Genomic DNA, 12,072 nt, shown 5'->3' on the forward strand with positions numbered 1-12,072 from the left:
GAACCGCGCAAGCCGCACGGGCCATGTCGGTGGCGCCCGCTACCTTCTGAACATGGGCCTGTTCTCTCGCCATCCTGCCGCTCGTGACGTCGCGACCACCGTCGCCCAGGCGGTGCAGGCGCCACCGCGCAGCCTGTGGGCCGACGGATTCGGGCGGCTGGCCGTCCGCGCGGTGCAGATCATCGTCGTCGTGCTCCTGGTCGCCGGCCTCATCTGGGGCATCCAGCAGCTCACGCTGGTGATCATTCCGCTGATCCTCGCGCTCATCTTCGCGTCGGCGTTCGGGCCCGTCACCATGTGGATGCGACGCAAGGGCGTCCCGGCGGTGCTCGCCACCCTGCTGACACTGCTCGCGGTGGTCGTGGTCCTCGGCGCCCTGGGGTGGCTGGTCGTCAGCGCCGTCATCGACCAGTGGAGCAAGCTCAGCTCGCAGGCCACCGCCGGTTTCCAGCAGGCACAGGACTGGTACCACACGCTGCCCTTCGCGATCTCGCAGGATCAGGTCGACCAGGCGGTGAAGGCGGTCGGCGACTTCGTCACGAGCGCGCAGTTCGGCACCGGCGCCCTCGCCGGTGTCAGCGCGGTCGCGTCGTTCGTGACCGGGTTCGTCCTGATGGTCGTCATCCTGTTCTTCTTCCTGAAGGACGGCCCGCGCATGTGGGAGTTCGTCCTGCGCCCCTTCCGCGGCAGCGACTACGACCGCGCGCGTCGCATCGGCGACAAGACGGTCACCGTGCTCGGGTCGTACATGCGCGGCACAGCCTCCGTGGCCGCCGTCGACGCGATCGGTATCTACATCGGTCTGCTGATCCTGCAGGTGCCGCTCGCCCTGCCGTTGGCCGTGCTCGTGTTCCTGCTGGCGTTCATCCCGATCGTCGGGGCCGTGACCGCCGGCATCCTCGCCGCGCTCGTCGCGCTCGTGACCAACGGGTGGGTCGTCGCGCTCATCGTCGTCGGCGTCGTCGTGCTCGTGAACCAGCTCGAGGGGAACTTCCTGCAGCCCGTGCTGATGGGCCGCACCATGAAGCTGCACTCGTTCGTCGTGCTGGTCGTCCTCGCCGGCGGAACCGCGATCGGCGGCATCCTCGGCACGCTGCTCGCGGTGCCCCTCACCGCGGTCGCCTGGGGCATCGTCACGGTCTGGAACGGCCCCGACCAGCCCGCGGAGTGGGCGCGCCGCAAGAAGCGCCGCAACCCGGTACCCCTGGCCGGGGACGAGAGCGAAGGCTGATCCCGTGCCGTACGACATCCCCGCCCCGATGCTGGCGAAGGCCGTTCCCACGGTGCCCGAGCCGGACAAGGTCGCGGGCGGGCTGTCGTACGAACCGAAGTGGGACGGGTTCCGCGCGCTCGTGTCATGGGACGGCACAGACGTCGAGATCGGCAGCCGCGGCGCGAAGCCGCTGACCCGCTACTTCCCCGAACTCGTCGAGTCGTTCGCCCGGCTACTCCCCGAACCATGCCTCCTCGACGGCGAGGTCGTCGTCGCCCGGGGCGAGCCCGGGGCGCAGCGGCTCGACTGGGAGGCGCTGTCGCAGCGCATCCACCCCGCCGCTTCGCGCGTGAAGCTGCTGTCCGAGGGGACTCCGGCGATGTTCATCGCGTTCGACCTGCTGGCACGCGGCGACAGCGACCTGCAGGACGCACCGTTCGCCGAGCGCCGCGCACAGCTCGTCGACCTCCTCGGCGCGGTGCCGCACCCCGTGCACGTCACGCGCACCACAGACGATCCCGAGCTCGCACGCCGGTGGCTGGCCGAGTTCGAGGGCGCTGGTCTCGACGGCGTCGTCGCGAAGCCGCTCGCCCAGCCGTACGCGCCGAATAAGCGCACGATGTTCAAGATCAAGCACGCCCGCACCGCAGACGTCGTCGCGCTGGGCTATCGCATCCACAAGTCGGGGCAGGGCGTGGGGTCGCTCCTCGTCGGACTGTACGACGGGGCCGGGCGGTTGCACGGCGTCGGCGGGGTATCGGCCTGGACCGACAAGCGGCGTCTCGAACTCATCGACGAACTTGCGCCGCTCGTCGAGCGGGATGCCGACGGAGAAGCGGTCGTCGGCGAGACCGATCGCTCGCGGTTCTCGGCATCCAAAGACGTGTCGTTCGTCCGGCTGCGGCCCGAACGCGTGCTCGAGGTGCGGTACGACCAGCTCGAGGGCATGCGGTTCCGCCACACCGTCCAGTTCGAGCGGTGGCGGCCCGACCGCGACGCGACGTCGTGCACGTTCGAGCAGCTCGAGACCGTGGGCGCGTACGACCTCGGCGACGTGCTGGACTGAGTTTCGGGGCTCGCTGTCCCAGAACAGGATGTTCGCCGAGAACAGGACGATTCGGGCCGAGATCGTCCTGTTCTCGCACGATCCCCTGTTCTCGGCGCACCGCGGCCCCGCCTAGTCCATCGGCGTCTTGGCGCGCGACGGCTGCACGCGCGGCGGCTCCCCCGGCATCTTGGGGAACTCCGGCGGGAACGGCAGCTCGCCGAGCCCGGCGTCGAGGTCGCGCTGCCACCAGTCGAGCAGCGTGTCGATGCGGCCGCGGGCGGCGCCGAAGTCCTTCCACGGATCGCCGACGGACGCCAGCCGCTCCGGCACCGAGCGGACCGTGAAGGCCGCGGGGTCCATGGCATCCAGCTCGTCCCAGGTCACCGGCGTCGAGACCGTTGCGGCCGGGAGCGCCCGCGGTGAGTAGGCGCCGGCCATCGTCCGGTCGCGGTTGGCCTGGTTGAAGTCGACGAAGATCCGCTCGCCGCGCTCTTCCTTCCACCAGTGGGTGGTCACGGCATCCGGCATCCGTCTCTCCAACTCCCGCGCCGCGGCGATGACCGCGTGCCGGACGTCGAGGAACTCGTGCGTCGGCTCGATCGGGCAGAACACGTGCAAGCCCCGATTGCCGCTCGTCTTCGCCCACGCTTCGAGGCCCGCCTCCCGCAGCACCGTCCGCAGCTCGTGCGCGGCGACGACCGCCTCGGCGAACCCGGTTCCGGGCTGGGGGTCGAGATCGATGCGGAGCTCGACGGGGTGGTCGGGATCGCTCGCGAGCGACGCCCACGGATGGAACACGATCGTGTTCATCTGCGCGGCCCACACCGCCGTGGCGATCTCGGTGAGGACGAGCTGTGGATGCCGCCGTCCGCTGTTGTACGTCACGGTCACGGCCTCGACGAACGACGGTGCACCCTTCGGCGGGTTCTTCGAGAAGAAGCTCTCACCGCCGATGCCGTCGGGGAACCGCTCCAGCGACACGGGGCGGTCGCCGTTCGCGGCGAGGAAGGGCTCGGCGACGGCGACGAAGTATTCGGCCAACTCCCGCTTGGTGATCCCGAGTTCCGGCCACAGCACGCGGTCGGGGTTGGACACCCCGATCTCCCGATCGCCGTCGGGACCGGGCACGGTGAGCGTGACGCGAGGGGATGCCATGTGCTCGACGCTAACGGTCGGGGCGGGCCGTGTCTGCCCCGTATCGCGCGCGTGAGTTCCCCCTGCGCTGCGTGAGTTGCCTGAATGTGTCGCGCCGGATGGGGCGAAGCGACACACCGCGACAACTCACGCACGAGGTTCGGGGCCGGCAGAGGGCGAAGCGATGCTCTGTCCAGCCCGGCCCGCGGCATCCCGGGCCCGCCTACGCTCGATCCCATGACCTCACGCGCCGCACGCACCGCCCTCGACGTCGCCGACTGGCGTCGCCGCGTCTTCGCGCTCTACGCGGCCATCCGCGAAGCGGACGACCCCGAGGACGCCCACGAGCTGTGGCGCATCGAGCGCGATGCGCTGTTCGCCGAGCACCCGGCCACTCCCCTGTTGCCCGAGCAGCGCGCCGGGTTCGAGGGGCTTCCGATCGCACCGTACGACGCGGCATGGCGTTTCGAGGTGACGCTGCTCGACGCCGACGAGGCGTCGTTCGTCGCGACGACCGGTACCGACGGCGACGTCGGGTTCGAGCGGATCGGCCGCGTCGAATTGCCCGACACGGGGTCGCTCGACGTCTGGCGGCTGACCTCGTACGGCGGTGGGTTGTTCGTCCCCGTGCGCGACGCGTCGGCAGGCCGCCCCGGCGGAACGTACGGCGGGGGCCGCTACCTCCTCGACACGATCAAGGGCGCCGATCTCGGCACGGGCTCCGCGCCGGACACCCTCGTGATCGACTTCAACTTCGCCTACAACCCGTCCTGCGCGTACGACCCGGCGTGGGCGTGCCCGCTGGCACCGGTCGGCAACGTGCTGCCGGTGACCGTCCCGGTCGGCGAGCTGTACGGGGTCTGAGGCGGCTTCCGCCCCGCCGTCGTGTGCCGGGCTCCGGAGAACGCCGGCGCCCAGCACACAGAACCGGTCGGCGTGGCGCCGCCGGGCTCACGACTCCGGAGCCCGGCACTCGGCCTGAGACCTACTCCGCGAGGGCGAGCACCCCGGCCAGGTCCTGGCGGTTCAGCCGGATCCAGGGCCCGGCGGGATCGACCAGCAGTCCGGTGAGCCCGTCATCACCGGCGAGCGCCTTCGCCAACTGCTCCTTCTGCAGCGGAACGGCCTGATCCCCGCGGCCGAGCGCCAGGAGCTCGAGGGGGTGCGAGAAGACCTCGAGGAACCGCTCGCCGGTCGCTGTGCGCGATTCGGCCACACCGACGGGTCCGCCCTCCTCGGGCTGAGCGACCGCGATCCACAGGGGCGCGCCCGCGAGGACGGAATCGACGATCGTGGATGCCGTCGACTCGGTGCGCTTCTCGCTGAGCGCGGTCTTGATCCGCAGCTCGGGATCGGCCTCGGACACCATGCGCTCGAGGAGCGCCGTGGGAAGGACGGCCCGCGCGTCGCCCGACGAATGGTCGAGGACGACGCCGGCGTACGGTCCACCCAGCACGTGGCGCATCAGCGCCATGACGGGCTGACCCATCGCCGAGGTGTCGCGGTCGCCGTCGGCCTCGACGCTCTGGGTCAGGGCACGACCGCTGCTGTAGGCCAGCACGAGCTGCTCGTCGCCACGCGTCGCGATCGCCAGCGGAAGGTCCTTGCCCTCGGCGAGGAGCGCGCGGGCGTCACCCTTGACGCGCAGGAACACGTGTCCCTGCAGGAGCTGCCGCGCGATGTTCAGGAGCTGAGCGGGTTCGGGCTGGCCGGAGATCTCGGCGAGGGCACCGGCCAGCAGCGCGTTGTCGCGCAGGCCGGGGATCGACTCGAGCCCTTCGGGCGCCTCCATCGGGCCGGGCTGGCGGGCCGAGGGTCGCGCGGCGACCGGCGGCGTCGAGTCGGTGACGGGCGCCGCGTCGGTCGGGGCGCCGACGCCGCGGAACGACGACGTCGAGATGCTCACCTGCGGCACCGGAGCTGCGGGAGCCTCCGCCGAAGGGGCATCCGCGGGGTCGACGGGCTGCTCGCCCGGTTCGATCACGCCGTCGGGGCGGTCGGCCGACACATCATCGGAATCGGACTTCTTGCGGCGCGAGAAAAGAGCCATTGTTCGAGCCTATCCGGGGGCGGGCCTCGCCCGGCGTGTCGTCCGATGCCTCAGAGCTTCGAGATCGGCGCGATCTTGACGAGGAGCTTCTTCGCACCGACGGTGTCGAAGCGCACGTGCGCCACCCTCTTCGCGCCCTCGCCGGTGATGGCATCCACTCGGCCCTCGCCGAAGTCGTCGTGACGGATGCGATCACCGGCCGCCAACTCCATGTCGCCGTTGTCGCGGACCTTCGCGGGAATGCGGTTGGGGAATTTGCTCGGGTCGGCCGGCGCGCGCTTCGGCAGGGGCACGAGGTCGTCGCCGTAGCGGTTGCCCCCGCCGGTCTGGCCGGGGCGTCGGCCGCGGGCGTTCAGAGCACGGGACTGCATGCCCCCGCGGCCGTTGACGTCGCCGGGCGACTGACGCCAGTCGATGAGGTCGGCGGGGATCTCCTGCAGGAATCGGCTGGGCATGGCGACGGTGACCTCGCCGAACTGCGCCCGCGTCATCGCGAGCGAGACGTGCAGGCGCTTGCGTGCGCGCGTGATGCCGACGTAGAACAGGCGCCGCTCCTCCTGCGGGCCGCCCGGTTCGCCGGCCGAGATGCGGTGCGGCAGCAGGTCTTCCTCGACGCCGGTGAGGAACACCGCATCGTACTCGAGGCCCTTCGCGGTGTGCAGCGTCATCAGCGACACCGATCCCGACGCGTCGTCGAGGTCGTCGGCATCCGCCACGAGGGCGACCTCGGTGAGGAAGTCGATGATCGTGCCGTCGGGGTTGTTGCGCGCGAACTCGCGTGTCACCGCGACGAGTTCGTCGAGGTTCTCGAGCCGCGCCTCGTCCTGCGGGTCGCGGCTGGCGCGCAGCGCGTCGAAGTATCCGCTCTTGTTGAGCAGCAGGGTGAGCCCCTCGGTCACCGAGGTCGAGGGCGCGAGCTCACCGGATGCCGGGAGCATCACCGCCGTGGCCTCGCTCAGCACCGCGTCCAGCTGATCGATCGCCTTCTGCAGCTTGGGGCCGACGCCCAGCTGCGCAGAGTTGGCGAGCGCGTCGCGGAACGTGATGTCGTGCTCGGCCGCGTAGCGCGCGATGGCCGTCTCGGTGACGTCGCCGATCCCCCGCCGGGGGCGGTTGAGGATGCGCCGGAGAGCCATGGAGTCGGCGGGGTTGGCGACCGCCACGAGGTAGGCCAGGGCGTCCTTGATCTCGGCGCGTTCGTAGAACTTCGTTCCGCCCATGATCTTGTAGGGCACCGCGGAGCGGATGAAGATCTCTTCCAGCGCACGGGACTGGGAGTTGGTGCGGTAGAACACCGCCATCTGCGAGTAGTCCGTGCCCTTACGGTGCAGGGCTTCGATCTCGTCGGCGACGAACTGGGCCTCGTCGTGCTGCGAGTAGCCGGTGAACCCGATGATCGGGTCGCCGGCGCCCACGTCGGTCCACAGCTTCTTGTCTTTGCGGTCGAAGTTGTTCGAGATCACGGCGTTCGCGGCCGACAGGATGTTCTGCGTCGATCGGTAGTTCTGCTCGAGCAGAACGACCTTGGCCCCCGGGTAGTCGCGCTCGAACTCGCTGATGTTGCGGATGTCGGCACCGCGGAACGCGTAGATCGACTGGTCGGAGTCACCGACGACGGTGAGCGACGCGCCGCTCTCGGCGGACGGCTCGGCCTCGAAGATCATCATGCCGCCGCCGGCCGACATCGGCTTGGCGTCACTCCCGGGCGGCCGCGTCAGCTCGTGAATGAGGGCGTACTGGGCGTGGTTGGTGTCCTGGTACTCGTCGACCAGGATGTGCCGGAACCGCTTCCGGTAGACGTCGGCGACCTGCGGGAACGCGCGGAAGAGATAGACCGTCTGCGCGATCAGGTCGTCGAAATCGAACGCGTTGGCGCGCTGCAGCTCCCGCTGGTAGGAGGCGAAGATCTCGATGAACACGCGCTCCGCGGGGTCGCTGGTGTTGGCTTGGCGCGCATAGGACTCGGCATCCGCCAACTCGTTCTTGAGCTTCGAGATGCGGCTCTGCGTCCCGGCGGGGGTGAGACCGAACGCATCACCCTCGTGCTCTTTGACGAGGCGCTTGATGAGCGCGCGGGAATCGCCCGAGTCGTAGATCGTGAACGCCTTCGTGAAGCCGAACTGCTGCGCCTCACGCCGCAGAATGCGGACGCAGGCGGAGTGGAACGTCGAGATCCACATGCCGTCGGCGCGTTGCCCGATGAGGCTGTGGACGCGCTCGCGCATCTCGCCCGCGGCCTTGTTGGTGAAGGTGATCGCGAGGATCTGACTGGGGTAGGCCTCGCGCGTCCGAAGAAGCGAGGCGATGCGGCGCGTCAGGACGCTCGTCTTGCCCGACCCCGCCCCCGCGACGATGAGCAATGCCTGTCCGCGGTAGGTGACGGCCTCGCGTTGCGGCCCGTTCAGCCCTTCGAGCAGGTCGGCGTCGGGGCGGGCGTCGGTGGGCGCGGAGCCGCCGACGATGAGGGGGGTGAAGGCGTCGGTCATGTCGCTGTCAAGTCTAGGCGGGGGCTCCGACACCGCGCCGTTCGGGGATCATGGACGCATGCGCCTGATCCTCAACATCCTGTGGCTCGTCCTCTCGGGGTTCTGGCTGTTCCTCGGCTACCTCGCGGCCGGGATCGTGCTGTGCATCCTGATCCTCACGATCCCCTGGGGCATCGCTTCGTTCCGCATCGGCCTGTACGCCCTGTGGCCCTTCGGCCGCGAGATCGTCGCGAAGCCGACCGCGGGCGTCGGGTCGTTCCTCGGCAACGTCGTGTGGGTGATCCTCGCGGGCTGGTGGCTGGCGCTCGGCCATATCCTCACCGGCCTCGCGCTGTGCGTCACGATCATCGGCATCCCGCTGGGGATCGCGAACTTCAAGCTCGTACCGGTATCGCTGATGCCGCTGGGGAAAGAGGTGCGCGAGATCCGACGCGGGGGTCCGTTCGACCGCACGCTCGTCGGCTGATCCTCAGGATGCGGCGGTTCGCCGACGCCGCTCGGCGGCACGGAGAGGCAGCGCGAGGACGACACCGGCCACGGTCATGAGCGCGGCGATGACGGCGGCGACCACGAGGGTCTCCGCCGGGAACTGCGTGTCGTACAGACCCGTCATCCGCGCGAGGTGCCACGGCAGCACCCCGATCTGACTGTTCCATCCGCGCAGCGCCTCCGTCGCGCCGATCGCCGCGGCGGTGGCCGTCGGCAGCGCGAACACGGCGCCCACGCCCGCCAGGGCGACGCCCGCGGCACGGCGCGGACCCAGCTGCGGCCCCAGCGACCACCCGGCGACGACGAACACCCAGCCGACGAGTCCGAGCACGATCGCGAGATACAGCACCCGCACGGCACCGATGCTCCACAGCACGTGCCACACGCCCTCCGCTCCGGAGAGCGAAATCGCCGCGAGCGTCGCGATGCAGCGCAGGACGAGCGCGCCGCCGACCGCGGCGATGATCGGCCACGGCGACCGGGTGCCGAGCAGCAGCCGGACGGCGAGGGCGAACACGAGCCAACCGGCGACGGCGAGCACGACGCTGCCGAATCCGTCGCCGCGCGCCTGGACCACGCGCGTGGCCACGAGCAGCAGCCCCGGGACGAGGATCATGCACCAGCGGTCCAGCGGCAGGACGCCGAGCGTCGACTCGCGCGCACGCCACGGCCGGGTCGACGCGATCCAGGTCGCGCGCGCGGCGGCGGCCCCCGGACGACCGACCAGCCGCGTGCGGGCGGCGAGCATGCCGATCACGACCCACGCCACGGCGAAGACCAGGAGGACGCGTGCGACCCACTCGGTCGCACCGTCGACCTCGATCGGCATCCGCGTGAACGGATCGACCAGGAGCGCGAGCACCACACCGATGATCAGGAGCGCCCCGGCGGTCGCGAGGGCCAGGATGCCTCGCCCCGCCGTCGTCGCCATGTATCCACGTTACCTGCCGCCGAGAGGCACTCCCGCCGCCGGCGGCACCGGGGCCGGGCGGTCCGAACCGTCAGGCGCGATCGTGGAGCGTCACGTGGTACCCGTCGGGGTCGGCGAAGGTGAAGGTTCGGCCGAACGGGCCGTCGATGGGAGCCGCGACGATGCGGTGGCCGGCGTCGACGAGCGCGTCGTGGATCTCCTGGGCGTCGGTGGCGTGGAGCCAGAGCGCAACGCCGACACCCGGCTGCTCGACGGTGGCGAGGTCGGTGCCGGGAACGAGGTCGCGAAGGGCGAAGGCGATCGGGGCGGTATCGAAGACCACCGCGTGCGGGGGGCCGGCGGGCGAGCGCACGAGGCCCAGGTACTGCTCGTAGAACGCGCGGGAGGCGTCGAGGTCACGTACCTGGAGGGAAATGAAGTCGGGGCCGGTGACAGGCATGGTTTCCTTCTTTCGTGTCAGTTATCTGACACAGAGCATATGTCAGAATACTGACATGACGCAAGAGGCGATCGACCTGGACACCTCCCTCGGCTACCTCCTGAAGGAAGCGGCGAGCGCCCTCCGGGCAGCGATGGAGGACGTCCTCCGCCCCCTGGGCATGACCGTCACGCACTACTCGTGCCTGGAGCTCCTCGCCCAGCGGCCGGGCTCGTCGAATTCCGATCTCGCGCGCGGTGCGTTCGTCACCCGTCAGTCGATGAACGTCCTCCTGCAGTCCCTCGAGCGTGACGGCGTGGTGGAACGTGCGGCGACGGCGCCGTCGGGAAAGGCCCTTCCGACCCGCCTCACCGAGAAGGGCCGCCGCGACCTCGCGGAGGCGAGCGCCGCCGTGCGGTCGGTGGAGCGACGGATGCTCGCCGACATGACGGATGCCGAGCAGGCGGCGGCACGGGCGGCGTTGCGTTCCATGGTGCGGGCACTCCGCGCGGGCTGACGCTGGTCGCGCAGATTGTGTAACAATCCTTCCATGCTTCCGGCTCTCGCGATCCTCGCCGCCGCGCTCTGCTTCGCCACGACCGGCACGGCGCAGGCCCTCGCCGGCGTCGACGCCTCCCCCCTGGCCGTCGGCGCCGCGCGGATCGTGGTGGGCGGCGGCATCCTGGGTCTCGTCGCCCTGCTGCGGGCACGCCCACGCGTGCCGACCACCACCGCCCGCGGTCCCGCGGCGGCGCTCATCGCGGTCGGCGCGGTGGGGGTACTGGCCTACCAACCGCTGTTCTTCCTCGGCACGCGCGAGAACGGCGTGGCGATCGGCACGGTGGTCGCCCTCGGCTCGGCGCCCATCGCGACGGGGATCGTGGATGCCATCCGCTCGCGCCGTCGGCCGTCGGGCTGGTGGATGCTCGCGACCGCCGTCGCGCTCGCGGGGGTCGTCCTGGTCTCGGGAGTGACCGGCGGATCGGTTGCCCTCGCCCCGGGCGGACTCCTCGCCTCGGCGGGCGCGGGAATGTCGTACGCGCTCTATACGGTGTGCGGCAAGGCGCTGATCGAGAGGGGGTGGGATTCCACGCGCGTCATGGGCACGGTCTTCGGCACGGCCGCCCTGGCCAGTGTCCCGGTGCTGCTCGTCGCGGGGGTGTCGTGGCTGTTCACGGCGAACGGTCTCGCCCTCGCGCTCTGGCTCGGGATCGTCACCACCGCCGTGGCGTACCTGCTGTTCGGGTGGGGCCTGGCTCGCCTCACCGCCGTGACGGTGTCGACCCTGACGCTCGCCGAGCCGCTCGGCGCCACGATTCTCGGGCTCCTCGTGCTGCACGAACGACTCACCGCCGCGAGCGCGGCCGGCCTCGCGCTCATCGCGATCGGCCTCGCCGTCGTGTCCGCTCCGTCCCGTCGACGCGAGGAGGTTCGGGATGCCACGGCCTCGGCGTGATCCCCCGATGCTGCCGCCCGCGCGCGGCGACGCCCCCGGCCCGCGCACGGCGGACGTCGTCGCGGATGCCGTGCGCAGCGCGATCCTGTCCGGCGGACTCGCGCCCGGCACCCCGCTCCGCGAGGAAGAACTGAGTGCCACCCACGGCGTCTCGCGGCACACGGCCCGCACGGCCCTCGCGACGCTGACCGCCGAGCGCCTCGTCACCGCCGAGCCGTACCGCGGCGTCCGGGTGTCACTCCTCGACGACGCCGCCCTCATCGCCCTGCAACAGCTGCGGTGCGCCCTCGAGACCGAAGCGCTGCGGATCGTCCGCGAGCGTGGCATCCGTCCGCCCGACGTCGACGACGCCCTCGACGCGCTGGCCGCCGCCGAGGCGTCCGGCGACTGGCCCGCGACGCTCGACGCGCACGCCCGCGTGCACCGGGCACTCGTGGACGCCGCCGGGTCGCCGCGCATTGCCGAGGAGTACCGGCGCCTCGATTCGGAGATGCACCTGCTTCTCGCCCACGTCCGGCCCGCGTATGCACCGGGCGCCCTCACGACCGAGCACCGCGCGTATGTCGAGGCGGCGCTAGCCGATCCGGAGCACGAGGTCCGCGCGCATCTGGACCACTCGACCCGGATGATCCTCGAGGGGCGACGGCCGCGCGGAGTGTGACGACACATCCCGTCACGCAGCGCAACGACCGTTCGCGATGTCGCGACCGCGGGTTAGCGTGGGGGCACATCGCGGCGATCCGGGCGGTCCCGGGCCTCGGTTCATAACCGAAGGCGTGGCGGGTTCGACTCCCGCCGTCGCGTCCACTTCTTCCTCACTCCGGCCGCGCAGCCGAGACTCGACCCG

The 12,072-nt window shown here is 70.9% G+C and carries 12 protein-coding genes and 1 tRNA gene; 8 read left to right on the forward strand and 5 right to left on the reverse strand.

The genetic code is table 11. The annotated features are described in order from the left end of the window. The first annotated feature begins 52 nt into the window (after window positions 1–52). Complete coding sequence (locus BW982_RS06375; protein WP_076491159.1) at window positions 53–1,231, forward strand: AI-2E family transporter; 1,179 nt, start codon at window positions 53–55, stop codon at window positions 1,229–1,231. Between the two features lie 4 nt (window positions 1,232–1,235). Then, the gene (locus BW982_RS06380; protein ID WP_175611043.1) at window positions 1,236–2,279 is read left to right on the forward strand and encodes an ATP-dependent DNA ligase; all 1,044 of its coding nucleotides are present in this window, start codon (window positions 1,236–1,238) and stop codon (window positions 2,277–2,279) included. Window positions 2,280–2,390: 111 nt separating this feature from the next. Here BW982_RS06380 and ligD read toward each other — a convergent pair whose 3' ends face one another. Further along, window positions 2,391–3,416, reverse strand: coding sequence for a non-homologous end-joining DNA ligase (gene ligD, locus BW982_RS06385; RefSeq protein WP_076491160.1), 1,026 nt, complete (start codon window positions 3,414–3,416; stop codon window positions 2,391–2,393). A 216-nt stretch (window positions 3,417–3,632) separates the two neighbouring features. On the opposite strand from ligD, the gene BW982_RS06390 reads away from it, so the two are divergent. After that, entirely contained in the window at window positions 3,633–4,259 is a 627-nt protein-coding gene (locus BW982_RS06390; protein ID WP_076491161.1) for a DUF1684 domain-containing protein, read from the forward strand. A 121-nt stretch (window positions 4,260–4,380) separates the two neighbouring features. Here BW982_RS06390 and BW982_RS06395 read toward each other — a convergent pair whose 3' ends face one another. Together BW982_RS06395 and BW982_RS06400 are read right to left on the reverse strand one after the other, a co-directional pair. Continuing rightward, window positions 4,381–5,445 carry an SseB family protein gene (locus BW982_RS06395; protein WP_076491162.1) on the reverse strand — a complete coding sequence of 355 codons (1,065 nt, stop codon included), beginning with the start codon at window positions 5,443–5,445 and terminating at the stop codon, window positions 4,381–4,383. Between the two features lie 50 nt (window positions 5,446–5,495). Then, window positions 5,496–7,931, reverse strand: a complete 2,436-nt coding sequence (locus BW982_RS06400; protein ID WP_076491163.1) for an ATP-dependent helicase — start codon at window positions 7,929–7,931, stop codon at window positions 5,496–5,498. Window positions 7,932–7,989: 58 nt separating this feature from the next. Here BW982_RS06400 and BW982_RS06405 point away from each other — a divergent pair, with 58 nt between their 5' ends. Continuing rightward, window positions 7,990–8,397, forward strand: coding sequence for a YccF domain-containing protein (locus BW982_RS06405; RefSeq protein ID WP_076491164.1), 408 nt, complete (start codon window positions 7,990–7,992; stop codon window positions 8,395–8,397). Window positions 8,398–8,400: 3 nt separating this feature from the next. On the opposite strand, the gene BW982_RS06410 is transcribed toward BW982_RS06405, so the two are convergent. Both BW982_RS06410 and BW982_RS06415 read right to left on the reverse strand, forming a co-directional pair. Next, window positions 8,401–9,351, reverse strand: coding sequence for a hypothetical protein (locus BW982_RS06410; RefSeq protein WP_076491165.1), 951 nt, complete (start codon window positions 9,349–9,351; stop codon window positions 8,401–8,403). Between the two features lie 70 nt (window positions 9,352–9,421). After that, the gene (locus tag BW982_RS06415; protein WP_076491166.1) at window positions 9,422–9,790 is read right to left on the reverse strand and encodes a VOC family protein; all 369 of its coding nucleotides are present in this window, start codon (window positions 9,788–9,790) and stop codon (window positions 9,422–9,424) included. 55 nt (window positions 9,791–9,845) lie between these two features. Here BW982_RS06415 and BW982_RS06420 point away from each other — a divergent pair, with 55 nt between their 5' ends. The 4 genes from BW982_RS06420 (at window position 9,846) to BW982_RS18140 (ending at window position 12,032) form a co-directional block, all read left to right on the forward strand. Continuing rightward, the gene (locus BW982_RS06420; protein ID WP_076491167.1) at window positions 9,846–10,286 is read left to right on the forward strand and encodes a MarR family winged helix-turn-helix transcriptional regulator; all 441 of its coding nucleotides are present in this window, start codon (window positions 9,846–9,848) and stop codon (window positions 10,284–10,286) included. A gap of 33 nt (window positions 10,287–10,319) precedes the next feature. Continuing rightward, the gene (locus BW982_RS06425; protein ID WP_076491168.1) at window positions 10,320–11,225 is read left to right on the forward strand and encodes a DMT family transporter; all 906 of its coding nucleotides are present in this window, start codon (window positions 10,320–10,322) and stop codon (window positions 11,223–11,225) included. Further along, entirely contained in the window at window positions 11,206–11,886 is a 681-nt protein-coding gene (locus tag BW982_RS06430) for a GntR family transcriptional regulator (protein WP_254845530.1), read from the forward strand. Before BW982_RS06425 ends, BW982_RS06430 begins: the two co-directional genes overlap by 20 nt. 70 nt (window positions 11,887–11,956) lie before the next feature. After that, a tRNA-Met gene (locus BW982_RS18140) sits at window positions 11,957–12,032 on the forward strand. The last annotated feature ends 40 nt before the right edge of the window (window positions 12,033–12,072 follow it).

Origin of the sequence: Microbacterium sp. RURRCA19A, assembly GCF_900156455.1 — a bacterium.
Taxonomy (GTDB): domain Bacteria; phylum Actinomycetota; class Actinomycetes; order Actinomycetales; family Microbacteriaceae; genus Microbacterium.